17 protein-coding genes are annotated in these 20535 nt (G+C 57.0%); 4 read left to right on the forward strand and 13 right to left on the reverse strand.

The genetic code is table 11. The features are described from left to right. Position 1: 1 nt before the first annotated feature. Positions 2 to 757 carry a ferritin-like domain-containing protein gene (locus ACH3PB_RS19145; protein ID WP_416397070.1) on the reverse strand — a complete coding sequence of 252 codons (756 nt, stop codon included), beginning with the start codon at positions 755 to 757 and terminating at the stop codon, positions 2 to 4. A gap of 31 nt (positions 758 to 788) precedes the next feature. Then, positions 789 to 2030 carry a hypothetical protein gene (locus ACH3PB_RS19150; protein WP_416397071.1) on the reverse strand — a complete coding sequence of 414 codons (1242 nt, stop codon included), beginning with the start codon at positions 2028 to 2030 and terminating at the stop codon, positions 789 to 791. 270 nt (positions 2031 to 2300) lie between these two features. Here ACH3PB_RS19150 and ACH3PB_RS19155 point away from each other — a divergent pair, with 270 nt between their 5' ends. Continuing rightward, on the forward strand, positions 2301 to 3236 hold the full coding sequence (locus ACH3PB_RS19155) for an alpha/beta hydrolase (RefSeq protein ID WP_416397073.1): 936 nt from the start codon (positions 2301 to 2303) through the stop codon (positions 3234 to 3236). Between the two features lie 3 nt (positions 3237 to 3239). Here the strand turns inward: ACH3PB_RS19155 and ACH3PB_RS19160 are convergent, their stop codons facing one another. From ACH3PB_RS19160 to ptsP, 6 genes are all read right to left on the reverse strand, one after another. After that, positions 3240 to 4664: a hypothetical protein gene (locus tag ACH3PB_RS19160; RefSeq protein ID WP_416397075.1), complete on the reverse strand. Its 1425-nt coding sequence runs from the start codon at positions 4662 to 4664 to the stop codon at positions 3240 to 3242. Continuing rightward, a complete protein-coding gene (locus ACH3PB_RS19165) occupies positions 4661 to 5608 on the reverse strand; it encodes an alpha/beta hydrolase (protein ID WP_416397076.1) in 948 nt (315 codons plus the stop codon). Before ACH3PB_RS19165 ends, ACH3PB_RS19160 begins: the two co-directional genes overlap by 4 nt. A 170-nt stretch (positions 5609 to 5778) precedes the next feature. After that, the gene (locus tag ACH3PB_RS19170) at positions 5779 to 6282 is read right to left on the reverse strand and encodes a thermonuclease family protein (RefSeq protein WP_416397077.1); all 504 of its coding nucleotides are present in this window, start codon (positions 6280 to 6282) and stop codon (positions 5779 to 5781) included. Between the two features lie 43 nt (positions 6283 to 6325). Beyond that, a complete protein-coding gene (locus ACH3PB_RS19175; protein WP_416397078.1) occupies positions 6326 to 8116 on the reverse strand; it encodes a PTS fructose-like transporter subunit IIB in 1791 nt (596 codons plus the stop codon). A gap of 9 nt (positions 8117 to 8125) precedes the next feature. After that, a complete protein-coding gene (gene pfkB / locus ACH3PB_RS19180; RefSeq protein WP_416397080.1) occupies positions 8126 to 9112 on the reverse strand; it encodes a 1-phosphofructokinase in 987 nt (328 codons plus the stop codon). Then, positions 9099 to 12017, reverse strand: a complete 2919-nt coding sequence (ptsP, locus tag ACH3PB_RS19185) for a phosphoenolpyruvate--protein phosphotransferase (RefSeq protein WP_416397083.1) — start codon at positions 12015 to 12017, stop codon at positions 9099 to 9101. The genes pfkB and ptsP overlap by 14 nt, the downstream gene beginning before the upstream one ends. 179 nt (positions 12018 to 12196) lie before the next feature. Here ptsP and ACH3PB_RS19190 point away from each other — a divergent pair, with 179 nt between their 5' ends. Both ACH3PB_RS19190 and ACH3PB_RS19195 read left to right on the forward strand, forming a co-directional pair. After that, the gene (locus ACH3PB_RS19190) at positions 12197 to 13228 is read left to right on the forward strand and encodes a LacI family DNA-binding transcriptional regulator (RefSeq protein ID WP_416397084.1); all 1032 of its coding nucleotides are present in this window, start codon (positions 12197 to 12199) and stop codon (positions 13226 to 13228) included. 146 nt (positions 13229 to 13374) lie between these two features. Continuing rightward, a complete protein-coding gene (locus tag ACH3PB_RS19195) occupies positions 13375 to 14181 on the forward strand; it encodes a DODA-type extradiol aromatic ring-opening family dioxygenase (protein ID WP_416397086.1) in 807 nt (268 codons plus the stop codon). Positions 14182 to 14212: 31 nt separating this feature from the next. Here the strand turns inward: ACH3PB_RS19195 and ACH3PB_RS19200 are convergent, their stop codons facing one another. Continuing rightward, positions 14213 to 15244 (reverse strand): hypothetical protein, encoded by a 1032-nt coding sequence (locus ACH3PB_RS19200; RefSeq protein ID WP_416397088.1) that lies wholly within the window; start codon positions 15242 to 15244, stop codon positions 14213 to 14215. Between the two features lie 263 nt (positions 15245 to 15507). Here ACH3PB_RS19200 and ACH3PB_RS19205 point away from each other — a divergent pair, with 263 nt between their 5' ends. After that, on the forward strand, positions 15508 to 16389 hold the full coding sequence (locus ACH3PB_RS19205) for a choice-of-anchor L domain-containing protein (protein WP_416397089.1): 882 nt from the start codon (positions 15508 to 15510) through the stop codon (positions 16387 to 16389). Positions 16390 to 16442: 53 nt separating this feature from the next. Here the strand turns inward: ACH3PB_RS19205 and ACH3PB_RS19210 are convergent, their stop codons facing one another. The 4 genes from ACH3PB_RS19210 to ACH3PB_RS19225 all read right to left on the reverse strand — a co-directional run bounded on the left by ACH3PB_RS19210 (position 16443) and on the right by ACH3PB_RS19225 (position 20516). Further along, a complete protein-coding gene (locus ACH3PB_RS19210) occupies positions 16443 to 17213 on the reverse strand; it encodes a DUF1194 domain-containing protein (RefSeq protein ID WP_416397091.1) in 771 nt (256 codons plus the stop codon). 242 nt (positions 17214 to 17455) lie between these two features. Next, a complete protein-coding gene (locus tag ACH3PB_RS19215) occupies positions 17456 to 18244 on the reverse strand; it encodes a hypothetical protein (RefSeq protein ID WP_416397092.1) in 789 nt (262 codons plus the stop codon). A gap of 5 nt (positions 18245 to 18249) precedes the next feature. Beyond that, a complete protein-coding gene (locus ACH3PB_RS19220; protein ID WP_416397094.1) occupies positions 18250 to 19293 on the reverse strand; it encodes a reprolysin-like metallopeptidase in 1044 nt (347 codons plus the stop codon). A 200-nt stretch (positions 19294 to 19493) separates the two neighbouring features. Further along, positions 19494 to 20516, reverse strand: coding sequence for a reprolysin-like metallopeptidase (locus tag ACH3PB_RS19225; protein ID WP_416397096.1), 1023 nt, complete (start codon positions 20514 to 20516; stop codon positions 19494 to 19496). Positions 20517 to 20535: the final 19 nt, after the last annotated feature.

Raw genomic sequence — 20535 nt, forward strand, 5'->3', positions numbered from 1 at the left:
CTCAGTGCGCCATGCTGGCCCCTTTCTTGGCCTGAGTGCGGATAGCTTCTTCGTACCAGCCCTTCACTCTGGTGAGATGGCTCTCCTCCTGCTTCATCGCCTGATTGAACTGAGCGGTCATCTCATCGAGTCCGAGATCCTCAGTCAGCTTTATGAGGACTTCCCACGCGGCGTTGTCAGCAGACTCTATGATCACGAGCATCTGCAGGCACTGTGAAATAGTCGTGCGAGGATCGTTCAGAACCTGCTGCACACCCATTGCCGCAACAGCGCTGATATCCGCATCCGGTGTCATGGCCGTAGGATCCGCCCCCATGCTTTCAATTGCACTTTTCAGCATCTGGAAGTGCGCGAACTCTTCATCACGAATTTCGCGAAGCTCATCCATGGGTACTCGAACGCCCTGTTCCTTCAGCTTGGCCTCGCACTTGAGAATGAAGCTTTCATAAAAGCGAACGCCGGTGCGTTCAAATGCCAGGCGCTCGCCGAGCTTGTTGATAAGCATTTCAGGATTGTTGCCCTTCAGTTTGTCCATCATGGACTTGAACGCGCCCTTGATGCTCCCTGGCAGAGGTACGGAACCAACCGCATCAGCTTCCTGAATATACGCACGCTTGATCTGCTCAAATGAATGACCGCCTTCATGCTTGTTATCGATGCTGGTGTACTTGTCAGCACCTTCGATCATTCTCTTGCTGTCTATGGGCGACATGTCGATGCCTGTAAGGTTCGTGCCCATCTTTGTTGATTTCTCCATTACGATCTCCTTGTTCAGAGGTGCAGCGGTATCAGGCGAGCTGCTCACGCTTGTTGGCGCTGGGTTTCGCGGCATCTTTGGCGGTTTTTCCGGCCAGTTCGGTACCAGGTTGCCACTTGTAACCGGCCGACACGGCTTCAGACGGCGAGCCTTCCGAGTTGATATGCTTGCGGTAGGCCTGTGTGGCCTCGGTTTCCTTCATCCGATCGACAAAGTCGACGCCCGCCTTGCTCATCTCCAGCTCTTTCTCGAGCGTGGTTCGAACGAAGTCGCGCTGACTTTCATAGGCGATAGGGTCAGGCAGGATTTCAGGTAGTATTTCCGCTGGATCGCGACGCTCGTGTTTCTTGAAAAGCTCGGTCACGACATTCAGATGCCCGAGTTCATAATCGAGGAAGCGCTCCCAGATGGCCTTGATGCGTGGGTTGGTTTCAGCTTCCATACAGCTGTAGTAGTTGTAAGCTTCATTGGCTTCATAAAGCATCCACTTCTCCAACCAGGTTTCGTTGGGGTCGATGATCGAGCCATATTGAGTAACGTGCTGCTCTTCGATAGAGGCTATTTCGGCGTACAGTTGACGCGCTACAGGATCAGCAAAGGTAGGCCCAATATTCATATAGTAATCACGGGTCTGATATTCGCCGGACATGATGGTCAACGCATTCATTTTGCTGACTGGCTTGGCAGTCTCACGGTTGTAATGATCGCAGAGATCATCGGTCGGATGACGGTGCTCGATGATCGTCGGCCGGCCGGGGACGACATCGGTGTAGCACTGCAGAATGTTGTTCGCGTCCTTGCCTTCGACACGGTCGAGCAAGGCGGAGTAGCGATACATGTGATCGAAATCCTCAAGCAAACCGAAACGATAAACCTGTGCCAGATATGGGTCGGGTTCCTGCTGGGCAATGGCAGCGGTGACTTCGATCGCGACCTGCTCATACCCGATGGTGGTCTCTATCGGTGAGTGGTCGCCGGACAGCAGCCAGTTGATCATGGTCTGCTGATGGTGCTCTACGCGCCTGATCTGAGCGAGTGGCGAACGAAGCTCACCATTCAGCTGTGCACACATATGTTGAAAACGGTTGGCCTGCTGCTCAATGCCATTCATGAGAATGACGCGGACGCGGGTGAAGGCGTCATTATCGAGCTTGCTGATCGGCTTCTGGACCAGCTCCTTCCACGTAAATTTCTGCCGGTCGAGCGGCGTACCCTTGTTATCGAATAATCTGACGGACATGGCGTCCTCCTTGAGAATTGCAGTTGTCGTCATGACTGACGGTCCTCAAGGGGAGCAAGCTTCGTGCCTTCCGACCTTGCTCTGATTTCATGAGCCGAGAGCCTGTTCGAGGCGCCGGGGGAGACATTCGAGGGGCTGCTTTTGTAAGCGCGCTGTAAGACTTACACCGCTATAAAAGCAAAGCAATAATCTACTTTAAAGCTTTCCTCTCGGGCTGGGACAAACGACGTCTCACTCGCAAGGTATTGTACTGACAGGACGATTTCGCCCATCATCAGGGGAACTTGAGAACCAGAGACGTTTATGATGAAGCGCATATCTGCACTCGTGCTGCTACAACTTCTGGTGGCTTGCACGGTCGTATCACCGCTGAGCGACGAACTCACAGTATCGTCGGAAGTGCCGCTCGAGCCGGCCAGGCTGGTGGCGTTTACCACCAGTGATGGGTTCGAACTGGCTTATCGCGCGTATGTACCGGAGGCGAAGCCCGCGGCTGCACTGCTGTTTTATCACGGCGGCGTATATGGCGGTGCCGACTATCAGACGCTCGGGCATCGGCTGCAACAGATGGGTGTTGCCACTTATATGCCCGATATCCTCGGGGATGGACATGGCGAGTCCGAAGGCGGAGACGCGCCTGAGCCGGAGCGAGTCCTGAGGAACGCCAAAGCTTTCGTCGCCTTTGTCCGGACGCAGCACCCTGACACAGCAATCGCAGTTGGTGGGCATTCATCTGGTGTCGGACTGATGCTCAACGTGCTCGACACTATGCCGAAACCGTTACCACTTGACGGGATTGTCATGATAGCCCCTGACTTTGGCCATCCTGCGGATAGCAAGAACGAACCTAATCCAACACCAGTGGTTGATCCTGATTTCCGCAGCTTTCCGTCTGATGGGGTGAGCGATGACTGGTTTGAAGATGAGCCGGCGGTTGGCTTCAACTACCCGGACATCGTTCGCGGGGGTGATCCCAAGCTCTTTGAAGGCAAGGCTTCAGCCATGTGGAAGACCGTAACTCCGGAAGAGCCGAGGAAGGCGCTGGCCGACATCGATGTGCCGATTGGTATCTGGCTTGGGGAGGGTGATGTCGAATTCGATACGGCAAAAGTCGTGCAGTTCGTATTGGATGCAAACCCCAATGCAAAACTGACGGTTGTGGAGGGCGTAGGCGACCTGACGAGTATGGCCGAGACGGGGCAGACGGTCGGAAACTGGTTAACTGCCCTCAAGCCATAGCGATCATTCGATCTCGCTGATTTGACGGCAGCGATTGATTCGCAACTGATAGTCCAGCGTCAGGAAGGTCAAGGCAAACCGTTCTGCCTGCACCGGGTTGCCCTCGGGGAGGAAGCGCACCGTCCGCCAGGGCGTTAGATTGAACACTCTGTTGAGCAGACTTTCCGAGCGACCGTGGCGGTATAGCCGCTGTGCCGCATCAAACACATTGACGGCACTTGGATCGCTCAAGTTGAAATGGGCGCTGGCGTGGCGAATTTCTCTGGGCAATCTTGATGGTGAGCGCAACAAGGTTCGCAGTTCCTCGGGACTGCCGTTGTTCAGGCAGGCGCTGAGCGAAGAATGCAGCGTATTCAGAGCCGGAAACAGGACGGTACAGCCATGCGTGCCTGCCGTGACGAAGAGGCGGCGCGCGATGTCGGGTAGCAGCCATTTAAACTCAATGAAGCGGTCGATTTCCAGATCGCTGATGACAGTGCCAAGTCGTGGGGCGAGCAGCTTTCGTGCGGTCTCTCTGATGGCCTGAGACTGCGTTGCCGATATCGCCTTTCGAAAGCGTCTCCGCAGCAGCTTATGGTACATCGGACGGGAAGCCGAATTGCTGGCGTCAACCGGTGCGCCGAGGTCACAGCAGATCACCCGCCCGCTGTGCTGCCTGAACTGATGGCGATATGACAGCTCCCAACTCATATCCGAGGGCGAACCGAGCGCTCGGCTGTATCGGGGTGTGGCGAGGAAGGCTTCTGACGTCCCAAAGGCCGTCGCTGGTTCATCCAGCTTTAGCGTGAGGGGGAACTGGCGGCGAACCTCGAGGCCGGCCGCCAAGGCCGGAACAGCCTGTGTCTCGAACTCCAGGCGGACCTCTTGGGCTTGTTGCCGAATCCGGACGGTCTGACCGGCCTCAAGACGGAATATGCCCTGGAATAGCGTTTCGCTGCCCGGCAGAAGACCAGTAGTCAGGAAATGATTGAGATGACCGGCATGCAAGGTCGTGTCGGGTGTCAACGTGGCGAGGAAGTGCAGCGATGTTGAAAACAGAATGGCGTGGTTCACCCGGCGGTAGTAGAGCGGGGCTACGCCCGCCTGGTCACAACTGAGCAGTATGTCACCCTGGTCGGTGATACAGGCCATGGCGAAGCTGCCGTAGCGTGGTGCGGCTATTGCCTGCCCTTGCGCTTGCTCCTGTTTGACTGGCTCGCGGACCCCGTCAGGGTCAGCCATCACCCCGGTCCAGGCACAGCCGCTGGCATCTGCGGTCGCACCATCGTGCAGGCTATCAATGCGCTGGGCCGCGCCGGCAGGATGTTGATGCGCAGTCAATGCCCGTGCCAGTTCACAGGTGTAAAGATGCTCGATGTAATGCATCAGCATGGATGGCTGGTTTTTCGGGCAAACCACGCCCATGATCTCCACCGCGCCCCGTCTCACGATGCTACCTTTTCGAACGCTACCTTCTGAACTTTCAATAGCGCATTGAGCCACAGGGTAATTTCCAGCGACGCCGTTTTTACTATCCCGAGATGATCTACGCCGGGAACCAGGATCGTGCGATTCTGGGGGTGAAAAGGAATATGCCAGCGCTGGGCAGCTTCGATGCTGAGCGGAGAGGTGACTTCGTCGTCACGACCTATCGTGATAAAGAGTGGCTTTGTAAGGGTGCCCAGGATGTCGTTATAGTTAAGGGCCTTGAGCGACTCCATCATTCTGAAACTGTATCGCTGCACTCTATTATCCAGCTGCGATAACAGAGGATCGGCCGGGAAGTACCCTGTCTTGAGATGCCCCAGCATCGGCATGACCTGGCATAGCAGTGCACGCACCAGCGAAACCTTGAACATATGTCGATGGAACGGGGCTGGTGCAGGATCATATGCGGTCTTGCGACGCCAGTGCTTAAGGCGGAACAGGAAGCGATTGAGACCGATATCGGTACGCGCGGTCTCTATATTGCCGGGCAGCACCGGCGACATGAGAACCAGTCCCCGCAGCGCTTGATCGCTATATTTGTCGACGTAGCGAAGCGCAACGGTAGCACCGGCTGAGTGTCCGGAGAGAATGACGGGGGTGTGAGGATGCTTATGTCGAATGACCTGAATGATATCAGCCACATCATCTTCAAGCTGGCCGATATAATTCACCATGCCCCGCCCACCCTGCGAGTTGCCGTTTCCACGGAAATCCAGGAGGTAGGTAGTGAAACCATGACTGGCCAGCTGGCTGCCGTAGGGCTCGTATAGACTGCTGTTATAGGAGCCGCCATGCAGGTGCAGGACCACGGCATGTTCGGCCGCCGACTCAAAGTGGCGCAGCGCGAGCCGACATCCATCTCGTGCGAAGACATCGAGCGCCTGATATTCAGCGAGTGTGTGCATCCCTGTACTTTCCATTTGCGTCAATGCTGCCGCTCTGTTCCTGAAGGAGCAGGAATCCGGGGTCAGCTTTATAAGTATCTGTTATACGTGAAGTGTACAGGAGCGGGTGGGGGCGAAATGTGACCTGCTGCGAAAACCGGTCATGGTAGCCGCAGTGAGTATTGGCAGTTTCAGCGTTTGCGACGGAAGTCCCATGGAGCCTCGGGATTAGCCTGTTGCCAGAGCCCGGTCTTGGTGGAACGTGCAGCAAGTTCGGCTATGGCGTAGATTTTCTGGTCCTCAGGTGTCTGATCCTTTATGAAATGCTTGTAGTGCCAGGCGAGTCCCTGTCGGATCTGCGCAAGCCCGACATCCTCGCCCCTAACGAAGACCTTGCCAATGATGCGGCCATAGCGATCGCGCTTGTTCCAGCTGACGGACACCGACTTTTCGAAAACAAGATCTGCCATATTCGCGCGTGAGACCTGACCAAAGGCCTGGCCACGCTCAGGCGCGTCGATGCCGCCTAACCTGATCCTGTGCTGTTGTCGCTTCCCGTCCAGCACAGTAATGGTATCGCCATCGGATACCTTGACCACCAGACCGTGTAGCAGTTCGGCGAAGAGGTGCTGAGAGCAGCTCAGCATGATACCGAGCAGCAGGGCTCGGCTTATCGTGAGATGGTTAAGCTTCATGACTGCGCATCTTAGCCCCAACTGAGGTTCCGGCCAACGCGGCTCAGGCCGTAGCTGTTGCAGGAACAGCGTTGCGGCTCCGAAGTATCAGATAGAGCAGGGCCGTGACCATTGTGCCGGCTGCGATCGCGCCAAGATAGAGAAGCGCTGGCGTTATGGCGTTCGGGATGAACAGCACGAAAATCCCGCCATGCGGCGCCATGAGCTTTGCGCCCACCAGCATCGACAGGGCGCCCGTCGTCGCGCCACCCAATATGCAGGCTGGTAGGACCCTGACAGGATCCTTCGCTGCGAAGGGGATGGCACCCTCTGAAATAAAGCACAGGCCAAGGACGAACGCGGCCTTTCCAGCTTCCTGTTCGGTTTTGCTGAATTGGCGCTTACGAATGAATGTTGCCACACCGAGTCCCAGCGCGGGCACCATACCTGCGGCCATGATGGCTGCCATTGGTGCGTAACTCTGACTCGCCAGCAGGCCCACCCCAAAGGTATAAGCGGCCTTGTTTACCGGCCCGCCCAGGTCGAAGCACATCATCGCGCCAAGAATGATGCCGAGTACTACAGCGTTAGTTGAGCCCATGCCTTGCAGGAAGCCAGTGAGACTCGACATAACTGCAGCCACAGGGGTGCCGACGATGTAGATCATGATCAGGCCGGTGGCCAGGCTCGCCAGCAATGGCACGATCAGGATGGGCTTGAGTGACTCCACAGATTTCGGTAGTCGCACATAGTCGACGAGTGCTTTCGCACAGTAGCCCGCAATGAAGCCTGCCAAAATACCGCCGAGAAAACCCGCCCCCAGGCTGCTGGCCAGCATGCCACCAATCAAGCCTGGGGCAAGTCCGGGCCTGTCTGCAATCGAAAAGGCAATATAGCCGGCAAGTACGGGGATCATCAGCGCGAATGCGGTCTCACCACCTATCATCATCAGCGCGGCTGGCAGGCTGCCTTCTTCCTTGAAAGCCTCTATGCCAAACACAAAGGAAAGTGCAATGATCAGCCCGCCGGCCACCACCACGGGTAGCATGAACGATACGCCCGTCATCAGGTGCTTGTAGATGCCTGACTGCGCCTTACCAGGGGCTGGCGTGCTACTGCCCTCGCTGCTATCGGCGCCTTCAGTCTTCGCATTCGAAATAGCCGCCTGCACGATATCCATGGGTTTCTTCAAAGCTGCGCCGGTGCTGCAGCGATAGATGCGCTTCCCCGTAAAACGGCTTGTATCGACCTCAATATCGACAGCAAGAATAACAAGGTCGGCATCGGCGATATTGTCGTCGGTCAGTGCATTGGCGGCACCCACCGAACCCCGTGTCTCAACCTTGATTCGGTGGCCGAGCTGCCTGGCAGTAGCTTCCAGCGCCTCCGCAGCCATGAAGGTATGCGCGACGCCGGTAGGACAGGCTGTGACAGCCACGATATTGAACGCTTCTCTTGTCTGCGCCACGGTTTTGCCATCGGCAAGGCCTGGCACAGGCGAGGTGGCTGCCGAATCAGCTAGTCCTGTCGAGGTATCCTGAGCCTGCTGCACACTGGCTTCCCGATCGGCGAACTGCAGCCATTGCATCGGATCTGTCAGGCAAGCCGCCACCGGGCCACGGAAAATGCGCTTGCCAGCGAAGCGACCGAGATCCACATGTCCATCAGCGGCCAGTACGACCAGATCGGCCGCTGCAATCTGCGCGGCGCTGAAATGCTGGACGGGCTGGACACTGGAGTGAATCTCGGTGGTGATGGACCAGTTCAATTCTGCCGCGGCGCGAGCAAGCGCGGTTGCGGCGAGATAGCAGCTGGTGAGCCCAGCAGGGCACTGCGTCAGGATCAATACGTTCATGAGGTCACCTCAACACGAGAAGGGCAGTGGCTTCACAGTCACTTGTTGTTGTAGTTGTAGCAGTGTATTCCGGCTCGTCACGCCAACGCCGATCTGGCTCACTGCCAAGGCAGACAGAGCCGTGGCCAGGCGGAACGTTTCCACCGGGTCCATCCGCCTGGATAGGCCGTACGCCAGACCGGCCACCATGCTGTCGCCTGCGCCCACCGTGCTGACGGTTTCGACCTTCGGTGGCATGGCCTGCAGGGACTGGTGACGGTTATACCAGCGGGCGCCACATGCGCCATCCGACAACACTACATGTTCGATGCCGCTTGCCAGCAGCTTGCGAATTTCTTTTTCCTGATCCGCCGTTGTCTCGAGCGCTCGGCCGGCCAGCTGTGATAACTCACTCACATTGGGCTTGATCAGGTACGGCGATGCTGCCACGGCTGCTCGCAGTGCGGCGGCACTGGTATCGAGTACCACATGATGCCCCTGCTTCTGCAACAGTGCAGTCAGCTCCGCATAGGCCTCTGGTGGCAGACCCTGAGGCAGGCTGCCGCTGAGGACGAACAGATCCGCGATATCAACGAGGCTCGTGAGTTGGGCACGCAGACTTGTCCACACCGGGTCGGTGACTTCCAGCCCCGGCGAATTGATGTCGGTTACCCTCGAACTGGATTCGGTAAGCTTGACGTTGATGCGTGTGGCGCCGGACGCGTAGGTGAACCTGTTGTCCATCTGCAGATCATCGAAGAGCAGATCAAAGGCCTGTCTGTTATCCATACCGAGTATGCCGCTTACGCAAACTGGCTGATCGAGCCCCCGCAAGACCGTCGCGACATTGATACCTTTGCCTGCTGGTCGAAGGTGCCCCTGTGATGCGATATTCACTTCACCAGTTTGCAGTTGATCAAGCTGCAAGGTGAGGTCCAATGCCGGGTTCAGAGTGAGCGTCACAATGGGCAGCAGCAGGTCGCTCGCGCTCGATACGACTTGTTCAGGCATGCTCATGCGCCACAGTCCTGTCCGATGGCACCAGCAGCTCACGCACGGCTTCGCTGCTTTCCGCCTTCAGGGCACGGGCAGCCAGCGAGCGTGCATCGACCAATGAGAGGCTGCGCAAGCGGGCTTTGATTCTGGGAATTGCTCGGGCGGACATACTCAGCTCTCGTACACCCATACCTGTCAGAATAGTGGCGCCAAGCGGATCCGAAGCAAGTTCACCACAAACACCGACCCAGATGCCGTGACGATGCGCCGCCTGAACCGTCATTTCGATGAGTTTCAGAACAGCAGGGCTGATCGCGTCAGCCTGCCGGGACAGAACAGGGTGGCCTCGGTCGATGGCCAGCGTATATTGCGTCAGGTCGTTGGTCCCGACCGAGAAGAAATCCAGTTCCGGGGCGAAGGCCTCGGCCATCAATGCTGCTGACGGTACCTCTATCATGATACCCAGCTCTATCCGGGCGCCCGGATAGTCCGTGGCGACTTCCCGATAGATGGCCCGAATCTCCCGCCACTCGTTCAAGTCGGTAACCATCGGGAACATGATGCGCAATAAGCGGCCGTCTGCGGCTCGTAGAAGCGCGTGCAGCTGGCGCTTCAGCGTCTCGGGATAGCGTAGCGACAGGCGGACGCCACGAATGCCGAGAAAGGGGTTCTCCTCCTCGTCCATCGGCATATAGGGCAGGGGCTTGTCACCACCGACGTCGAGGGTCCGCACTATAAGCGGACGATCCGGGCCCAATCGATCCATAACGCTGGCGTATTCGGCCTGCTGAACTTCGATCGATGGTTCCTGTGTGTGCGCCATGTAGATGAACTCGGAGCGGAACAGGCCAACCCCTTCGCAGCCGATATCGACAGCAGCATCGACGGCCTTGGCAGCCGTCAGGTTTGCCATTACTTCCATGCGGTGACCATCTGTGGTCACGGCAGGTTCCAGCCGACTGGCATGAGCCTGCTCGTTCAGTCGCTGTTCCTCTGCGATGACGGCTCTGGCGTGCGCCAGGGTAGCCTCGTCCGGCCCGACCGTGACCGTGCGAGCTTCGCAGTTGACGATGAGCAAGGTGCCTTCAACTATCGTCAACACCCGTGGTCCGCAGGCTACCAGCAGCGGGATGCCGAGGGAGCGCGCCAGAATGGCTGCGTGTGAAGTGACACCGCCTGCCGCGCTGACGATCGCTTTGACTGTAGATGGATCGCATTCACTGATTTCGGTGGGCGTAATTTCTTCGCAGACAAGCACGTGGGCTTCATCAACTGAGCGCTTGGCGTTCTGGCCAGTCAGTTCGCCCAGAACCTGGTTGCCCACGTCCCGGATGTCGATTGCGCGCTCGGCTAACAGCAGTTCAGTGCTTTGCTCCTGCGATCGAGCGAGTGCTTCGAAGCTCTGCTGCCAGCCCCACTCAGCACTGTCGCCGGCTCTGATATGCTGCTCCGCATCCTGTTGAATCTCGGGATCAGCCACCAGTTCCAGATGCATGGCGACAATCTGGGCGAGATCAGTGTTGGTGGTACGTGCAAGCTTGCCTTTGAGCGTGGTAGACACCTGGTCTATCGCCTGTTTCAGCCTCTCAAGCTCTTGTGCGGCCGGACCCTGATGGCGCTCAAAATTGAAAACGGTCTCCTTCATGGCATGGGCGGAACCAATTGCCACGCCGGGTGCCCCAGGTAGACCTTTGAGTATTTCACCCGGCGTGAGTGGCTTTAAGGGAATGCTCTCGGACGCGCCTTCATCGGAGACCCGATCAGGCAGGTGGATGACAGGGTCCCCGAGGCCACCGGAGACTGCTGCACAGATTTCAGCGAGTGCCTTGTCAGCCTCTGGGCCATCGATGGTAAAGCGCAGGCGATCGCCGAGCCCGGCGCCGAGACTGATGAGTTTGGTGACGCTCTGGGCCGAGACTTCGCTGCCGTGGCCGTCGAGGTTTTCTACCCAGATCTGAGTGTTGTAGTTTTTGGCCAGCCTGGCGAGGTTGGCAGCAGGACGGGCATGCAGACCGTGCGGCATGGGTAGTCGACAAACTACCTGTTGACCTGCAAGTTCACTGGCACTCAGCAGACGCACCACATCTGCAGCGCGGCTTGCGCCAGCCAGCTCATTGAGCCTGCTCGCCATAGCCAGCTCGGCGAGTTTGTCGAGCAGCGGTCTGTGATGGTCGCTTCGAGTGGCAATAACAATCAGCATGGCCAGTGATTCGCCAGAAAGTGGCAGCGGTGTATTTGGCTGGATAACTGCAGCGCCGCCATTGTCGGCGGCCGTTTTCAGTGTGCTCACCCACACACCTTTGCCGAGGTGAAATGGTGGAATCGAAGGTAGGGTGGAGAGCTCGGCCTGCGTCAGGGCCTTCTTCTGCCAAAGTATGGCTGCGGCGATACCCACCGCCTCCATGAAACTGCTGGCCTCTGAGCGGAGACGAACCTGGGCCTTTGCGAACAGAAAATCACCGCTCGCAGGCTCACTGCCCAGCTTGCCGCTGAGCAGGTTGCCAACCGTGGCAACATCGCCAGTTGTATGAAGCTGGCGGGCCAGGCTCTCGTCGCCAATCACATGCGTCAGCTGGCGCAGTATGTCCAGGTGCTCATCAGACTGTGCGGCAATACCAATGACGGTATAGGCAGTTTGCGGCTTGCCAGTGTCACAGTCATCGCCCCAGGCAATGCCTTCGGGGAAACGCAGCACCTTGATGCCGGTCCGCCTCACCAGACCCCGTGTATCGGTGGTGCCATGTGGAATGGCGATGCCGTTGCCGAGATAGGTCGACGTTTGCTGTTCGCGATCGAGCATGCCTTGTTCGTAGGCGGGGTCGACGAGTCCTGAAGCGACCATGCGCTCGGCCAGCTGCCGAATAACGTCCTCTTTGTGAGAGGCAGTCGCGTGAAGATTAATGTCGTCGGCACTGAGTTTGAGCATTGTTTTTATTTCCATCGACTGAACCCCGAACATTTGGTCAGAAGACCTTGCTGAATCGATAATGCTAATCATCCTGAAACGATTCAGCCCGAAAAGCAAGTCTTTGCGTAAATCTGCTCCAATATTGAGCTGAATCGGTTATGCTCACCATCTGGATGTTCCATGAAGAGGTCCATGTAGTGAAGCTAGAAGAGATTGCCCGCCTGGCCGGCGTTTCCAAGGCTACTGTCAGCAGTGTCCTCAACGGCAAAGCTGGAAAATATCGCATCAGCACTGATACGCAGGAGAAGGTCAGGGCGGTCGCCCTTGAACACGGCTATCAGGCGAATCACTCAGCGGCTGCGCTACGGCGTGGCACCAGCCGGTCTATCGGTTTCATCATCCCCGATTTCGAAAATCGCAGCTATCTACGCATCGCAAAGCATCTGGAGACGCTATCGCGTGCAGAGGGATACCAGCTGGTGATAGCGAGCTCGGATGACGACTTCGAGATAGAGCTGGCGGCGGCTCGGATGATGGTCTCGCGTGGCATCGATGCTCTCGTGGTGTCGTCATGCACGACCGAAGCGGAGACAACATACGCCGATATCCAGCAGAAGGGCACGCCAGTTGTTGTACTCGACAGACCCATTGGCAGCGGCTTTTGCAGTGTGCTCAGTGACGACCGGCAGGGCGCGTTCGAACTCGTACAATCGATGTCACTCGACTCCCCGCCCACCCGAGTGAAAGACGCCGTGCTCATTGGTGCCATGCCGGAAATGAAGATCAGCCAGCTTCGGGAGCAGGGTTTTCGTGCCGCTGTTGCCGATATCCCAAAGCTGCAAGCCCACTGCTGCTACGGCGCCAGCTTCGATATTGCTTCTGCGAAGGTGGCGCTGGATGCCGCCAGAACCCAGATCGGGCGCACGCCAGATGCCATCGTCACCACCTCCTTCAGTCTGCTCGAAGGGGTGATGGAGGCGCTTCGCAGCGAAATGCAGGTGGCCTGGAGCAAGGCAGTGTCGCCAGTGCGGCTGGCGACCTTCGGCGACAGTCGTTTACTGGATTTCCTGCCCTTCCCGGTCAATTCACTCAGCCAGCAACATGAAGCAGTCGCTGAAGCGGCCTGGCGGCTCGTCCGCAAAGCCCTCGAGGACGATTATCAACCTGAAACCGTTGTTATAGCGCGTATGTTGCAGAACCGATGGCTAACGTGGGCCAGCCGGGGGTAACTCGCATCCAGCGGAGAGGGACTGACTTGCCAAGCCGGTGGCATCCCTGATTATTCATTGTTCATGATAGCGCTATGGGCCAATATCAACGTATCGACTTAAAATAGAACCACATGCACAACTCGACACCGTCGCAGGTATCGCCTATGAGTGCTCACTCCTTTCCTACATTCTTTCTTTCACACGGTGCACCTACGCTGGCATTGGATGATGTCCCGGCCAGTCGCTTTCTGAAATCACTCGGCGCCAGCCTGCCCAAACCCAGGGCGGTCATCGTCTTTTCGGCGCATCATGATGCCGCTACAACGACCGTGACCTCACCACGCAGGCCCAAAACGATCCACGACTTCACCGGCTTCGAGGAGACACTATACGACCTCGAGTATCCTGCGTTCGGTGATCCAGCGCTTGCAGAGCGCATCGTTACCTTGCTCGAAGCCAACGGATTTACTGCAGATGTCGACCCGGAGCGAGGACTGGATCACGGGGCGTGGGTGCCATTGTCGCTGCTGTTTCCGGCTGCCGATGTGCCAGTCGTGCAGGTCTCAATCAACTCGCGACGTGACGCCACATACCACTTCAAACTCGGCGAAGTACTGCGGCCTCTGCGAGACGACGGCTTCCTGATTCTGGGCACAGGAAGTATCAGCCATAACCTGAGAATGGTGTCCTACGCCAAAGCGGATGCTGCAGCGCCAGAGTGGGTAACTCGCTTCTGCGACTGGATGGCGAAGAAGCTCATTGCACGCGATCTGCCATCACTACTTGATTATCGAGCATTGGCGCCCGACGCGAGAAAAAACCATCCGAGTGATGAGCATCTGATGCCCCTCTACTGTGCGCTTGGCGCTGCGAATGACGATGCTGCTGTAAAGCGGATCCACCATAGTGTGACTTATGGTGTGATAGCGATGGACAGCTATCGGTTTGGCGGGGAAGTGGGGAAGAACTGATCCGGCGAGTGCCGGACCAGGTGAGACAGCCCTACTGGAGATCCAGGGAAAAGTTACCCTGAACTCGGCTCTCGTCATCGAGGATCAGGTCGAAGCTACCGCTCGCGCGGTAGGCGTCTACCGACTCGATATTGAGTGAGCCCCCCTGAACGTAGGGGTCAAACTCGTCTTCGCTATCGTCATCCTCGTCATCGCCTTCCTCGTCCTCGTCGTCATTGGAGGCAATTTCGAGGGCAACATCCGCAGTCATGCTTCCAGCGTCTCCAAAGCCATCAACCTCGAAAACCCCTTCCTGTAGTTCGGTATTTGTTTCTATGAATAGCTCGATCTTGGTGTTCTGATAAGGCGCGACCAGCTCAATGATCCCGGAGTTGCTGAACGGGTTGTCATCATCGGGTGGAACATTCTCGATGTAGCCGCAAACGCCGCCATTAGTCGTAAGGTTTTCGCCGCGATCGGCAACGAAAGATAACGACCCCTGATTGTACTCAGTTTGCGAGGAGATCTGTTTCATCTCCGACATGCCCCTGAGTTCGCCCCGGCAAACCATCTCTACCCGGTAGTCCGTGTCGGAGCGCTCGAAATACTCGTACTCCATCTCACCGTTGCACGGCAGTTCACTCGGGTCGGCATCGACGTATTCATCCTTCTCGTTGAGCGTATCCTTGAATGCCTCGAGGGTCAGCGTGACGGGTGCCTCAGTGTCGCAGTCGTCGACGATGACCTCGTCGTCGCTCACATATCTGACGCTTGAAATCTGAGTGCTGTACTCGATCGGTTCGGCAGACTCTCCACTTTCACGAGGAGCCCCTTCACCATATATTTCGTAGCGGCTGAGCCAGATGCCGGAAGTGCGGCCGAGGTTGGCCTCCTCCTTGGGAACAGCTTTGCCTGTTTTCTGTATGCGTACGGTGCCATCGGCAGAGCCGCCGCCCACCGGATCGCCAGTCACAGGATCGCCTTCGGGCTTATCCGTGCCGCCACCGCCACCTCCGCCACCACCGCAGGCGGTCATCGATACTGAAGCCGCCGCGATTGCGCTGACCAGAAAGAGTCTCTTCATTTCAGACTTCATAATTCCTCACATCCCCTGTCGTTTAGCGTCCGATTGCTTCGCTGGCTGAAGCTTCTGAAACGCATCAGCACAACGAGCAGTGTGCTTGTCATGAGACGGACAAATGATGGGAATGACCTTTGAAATCAGTGAGAAAAAATAAACACGACTCAGATCGGGAAAGCTGTCCGTCACATCCCCTTGAACAGTCAACGCTGTTTCCGGGAGCTCGAAAGCTGCCCGGACGATCATTCATCACACAGGACATGTTTATGGACACCTCAGCAGCATTCAGAATTACCCTGATCACAGCCGCCATCGCAATGGGCAGCACCTCCGCATCGGCGCTGGTCATTACTGAAACCAGCAATGGCCAGGCACTGCTGGGGTCGATACTTGGTTCCGGTGTCGTTGCCGACGCCGAGTCAGTCAACTACAAGGGCGAGAGCGGTCAGGCCGCCTTCTTCAGCGGCGGCTTATCTGCCGGCATCGGTATCGACAGCGGCATCCTGTTGACCAGCGGCAGTGCGAGCCTCGTTGATGGTACGAACAGTTCTTCCGAAGCTGGCACACGCTGGGGCAGTGAAGGCGATGCGGACCTCGATGCGCTGGTGAGCGGCGAAACCCGTGACGCCAACGTACTCGAATTCGATTTCATCAGCACAGGTGGAGACCTATTCTTCAATTACGTGTTCGCTTCGGAGGAATACAACGAGTACGTCGATACCCAGTTCAACGACGTGTTTGCGTTTTACGTCGATGGCATCAACATCGCCCTGGTCGGTGATGACCCCGTTTCGGTGAATACCGTCAACTGTGGCAATACCGGCACCGCAAGCGGGATGAATTGCGGACTCTTCAATAATAACGAGGGACTGGGCGGCGATGCGGCGTACAATATCGAATACGATGGCTTCACTGATGTTTTCACTGCGTCCATTACTGGTCTGACCGCCGGCACGCACACCATGAAACTCGCCATTGCAGACCGCAGTGACGGCTATCTGGATTCGGGCGTATTCATTCAGGCGAATTCATTTTCGAGCGTACCAACTCCGCCTACTACGGGCACTGAGGTACCGGTTCCTGGTTCACTGGCTTTGATTGGTGTAGGTCTGGCAGGACTGCTGGCTCGCCGTAGCAAGATCAGCTGAGAAGGGAAAAGCTGCCAGACGGCACGTCCGCTGGCAGCTTTGATCAGGTAGGGCTATTTCGCAGAACGACGGCGTCTGGACAACGCGAACAGGCCAAGACCACCGGCCAGGAGTGGCAGGGTTGCGCCCACTGGAACCTGTGGTCCGCCAATTTCTGTCGTCAGCTTGGCCGTAATGGCTGTGCCGAAGTCATTGAAATCATTGGCCGCCAGGGTAAAGCTGTCTTCGCCGTACTGAACGTTATTGGCATAGTAGGCAATGAGGTCGGGATCAGCGCCAATGGTGATGGCATTGATGACATCGTACCCTGCGGCGACTGCTGCATCTCGGCCTTCAGTACCTTCCAGTCCGCTTTTGCGTGGCCCATCGCTGGAAACATCCATGATCTGCCGGTCAGACTCGAAGTCGTTGGCATTGATGTTGTTGGCATAGGTGGCCGCATAATTCAGAGCGGTCTGTGGGGCCGTGCCGTCGGCAAACGGACGACTGATAGACTCGAGAATATCCGCAAAATCATTGACAGAAGCGGCGTAAACCTGAGTCCAGGGCAATACCTCTGCCTGCTGGGTCGGGCTAGCCCACATGATCATATTGACGGCTATCGAATTAGTGTCGTTCGAATCGATCGCAGCTTGAACATCAGCGCTACGGAACGCATTGGCGTAGCCTTGAAGCTGAAGATCGTATTCTGATGCATCGACGCTGCCAGACACGTCTACCAGCAGGCTCAATTCGAGACCAACGGGAACGGCGTGTGCCGGTATTGCTGTCATGAGTGCACCGAACATGGTGCTGGTGAGGAATAACTTCCGGGAGGGATTCATAGAAACATCCTGTTTATGTAGGTTTCGATCAAGGCTCCGGAGAGCCCGCCTTGTATTCACTGGTCGGCGATGAAAACTGCATAAATTAAATCGCTGGTCTACGAGAGACACATACGCCAAGGATGCGGAGTCGAGACGCTAGCGTCTATCGTTCTTTCGGATCAGTTGGTAGTCTGGAGAGTACGCTGCACTCTCCAGAAAGGATCGTAACACGCAGCGCAGGGCTATCTCCACGACCGCCGTTAGCGGGATGCGTCGGAGGTGGAAATATCCGGGACAGGTATGGGTAATGGCGCTTCCTCACCCTTGAACAGCGTGCCTGTGCTGACAACCCAGCCAGCGTCATCTCGGGCCTCGATGGTATAGGGGGCATCAGGCGTGAAAACGCCGGCATAGGTCACGCCATCGCTCTGCGTGATCATGACCTGGTTTTCCTCATTGAATTCCTGCAAATGACCGCGCCAGGTGATGGACCCGTCGCGGTGATCCTCTACCTCGTCAACCACCATCTGATAGATGCTGTTGGCCTGCTCGATGGGAATTTCCATGGTATCGCCGGGCATCAGGGTTTCAACTTTCAGGGCGTTGAAACGGATGAAGGTCCGACCGTCGTAACGGTCCTCATCCGCCAGATCCATCTGCTCCGCAACGCTGTCATCTGCTTGCCACGCACTCGGCTGCTGAATAGCCGCGAGGACCTGTGCAGGATCGAAAGTCTTGTTCTCACGCCGGGCCTGCATTTCTGTCAGGCGCGATTCGAGGGTGGGGTAATCCGGATTATCACCAAGTTCGATCTCGGCGGGACTCAGCGAGGCGGGCGGCGATGAAGTGCCCGCCTGCCCAACCGATTGCGAACTGGCCTTGGGTCCTTCACCTTCCGCTCCGGACGGAGTCGATGGCTGCTGCACGGGCGCCGAATTCGGCGCCGCCAGCGAGTCTGCAGTCGGCTCGCTTCCCATAAGATATACCGTGACAGCTGCGGCCGTGACGAAAGCACTCGTCAGGCCGATCATCATGAGTCTCTGTTTCATCGGCACTAGATGTTTCGTCGCACAACGATGGATGAGGCTGTGTCATTGATGCCGCGCGGAAAGCCGGCATTGTCGCTGGTATAGGTCGTTCGTGTTCCAGTGAAGTTGTGGTGCTGGTAGAAATCTACCGCCCAGCCGGCAGGGACTCGCACTGAGGAGAGATCGTCATTCTTCATACCGCGGGCAATCAGGTCCGACATATTGTGCCGGCCTTCCGGCAGCGAGATTGAGTAGCCACCATAGTTGTAATGCTGATAAACCGTGGCCTCTGCGCCACCTGGTGGATTGGTAGGTGTGGTAGGCGTGGTTTTCGAAGCACGGAAGCCTGCAATTTCATCCCGAATATTGTTGATGGCCTTTGCCGCGTCTGCCTGTAGAGCCTGACCCTCAGGTACACCGCAGGGCACACCTGAACAGCTGATGCGCGGGTTGGAGAACTTGGCGATGCTGCGTGCGCCACCATAGAGCCAGGGGTAGCTCATGATGGTGCCGAACAGGCCATCTACGCCATGGCCCAGACCATACTTGTAGCGCGAGCCACCTGTGTCACCCTGGCGCCGGGAATGGGTGAGCCCCATGTTGTGGCCCATCTCGTGCGCCAGTGTTGTCGCACCGCACTTTGGACCAGTGACGCTGAAGGCCCAGTCGGGATGAATGCCCACCCAGGCTACGCCGCAGCCGCCGTGCCGATGGATCTGTGCGACGTAGTCCGCACCCACTTCATCGCGCTTGGCCCTGATGGCGCCAGTGCTACCAGGCGAGACGGGCGGGGTGATGTTCCTCAGGACTTCACTCATGTCAGAGCCAGCAGGGTTGTGCAGCATGGTACCAACGAGGCGCACCTGCAGATCGATCTGACTATTGCTATAGAAGGTGTTGACCTGATCGACGAGATTGCGGATGGCAGTATTGGGATCGCCGAAATGGCTTCGTGACTCATTATCGTAGAGTACCAGCAGGTCCAGTGTAGCGGCCTGAACGGCGCAGGGGAGGACGGCGAAGCCGAGTACGGCCATGGTGTTCTTCAGTGTTCTGTTCTGGAGAAGCATCCTGATTATCCATTTTATGGTTGTTGGTGCCTGGGCCAGAGCATTACGACCCAGTAAGACGGTCAACCACTAGTGTCCGGGAAGGGACGCTACGACCGGAAGAATCGAGAGTGTAAGGACAGTCGCCAGATCTGGCGTCGTCGGATCGGACGACAATCCCTCTGTAGCACATTTTGTGTGACGTAGTTCGCGCAGTTGATCTACTCGATGTTTCTGCGCACCACAACGGCAGAGGCGGTGTTGTTCACAAACCAGGGTAGTGCAAACTTGTTGCTGGTGTAGGTGCTGCGGGTGCCCGAAAAATGCTGATGCTCATAAACGTCGACAGCCCAGCCGGCAGGCACTTTCACTGAAGAAAGATCGTCATTTTGCAGGCCACGATCAATCAGATCCTGTAGATCATAGCGTCCCTCGGGTAGTGCGATCGAATAGCCGTGGTAGGCGATGAACTGAAAAAGTTCGACCTTGGCGTCGTCATTGTTCGAACGCCGAAAAGCGGCTATTTCATCACGTACCGTATTCAGTGCAGTGGCCGCATCAGCCTGCTCAGGTTCGCCTTCGGGCACGCCACAGGGTACCCCGGAACAGATCAGACGCGGATTGGAAAATTTCGACACTGCCGGAGCGCCGTTGAACATCCAGGGGTAGGTCATCACGGTGCCGAACAGGCCATCTACGCCGTGCCCAAGACCGTACGCAAAGCGGGTGCCGCTTGTGTCGCCCTGCAGTCTCGAATGATTCAGCCCCATGGTATGGCCAATTTCATGAGCCAGCGTGACTGCGCCGCAATCAGGGCCTGTCACGCTGAACGCCCACTCGCTAGCCACGGCTACCCAGGCGATACCACATGTTCCTTTTCCGTGGAGCTGCGCAACATAATCAGCACCTGTCTCTTCACGCCTTGCACTGATAGCTGCTGTGGTTTCTGGTGAGATGGTCGGCGTGATGGCATGCAGCACTGCCGCCATGTCATCACCGGGGGCGTCATTGAGCATGGTATCGACCAGACGAAGATGGATATCGACGTCGCTGTTGCGGTATATGGCGTTAACCTGATCGACCAGGTTGCGGATGCCGGTGTTCGGGCTGCCATTGAAGTAGTTACTGGTTTCGGTATCGTACAATATCAGCAGGTCGACAGTCGCAGCCTGGAGTGTGCACGGCAATATCGTCAGCCCCAATGCGGACAGGCCGCATTTCAGCTTCTCATTCCTTTTTTGCATGATGAAAGTCCATTTCAAT

Origin of the sequence: Allohahella sp. A8 (genome assembly GCF_047946665.1) — a bacterium.
Taxonomy (GTDB): Bacteria; Pseudomonadota; Gammaproteobacteria; order Pseudomonadales; family Oleiphilaceae; genus Allohahella.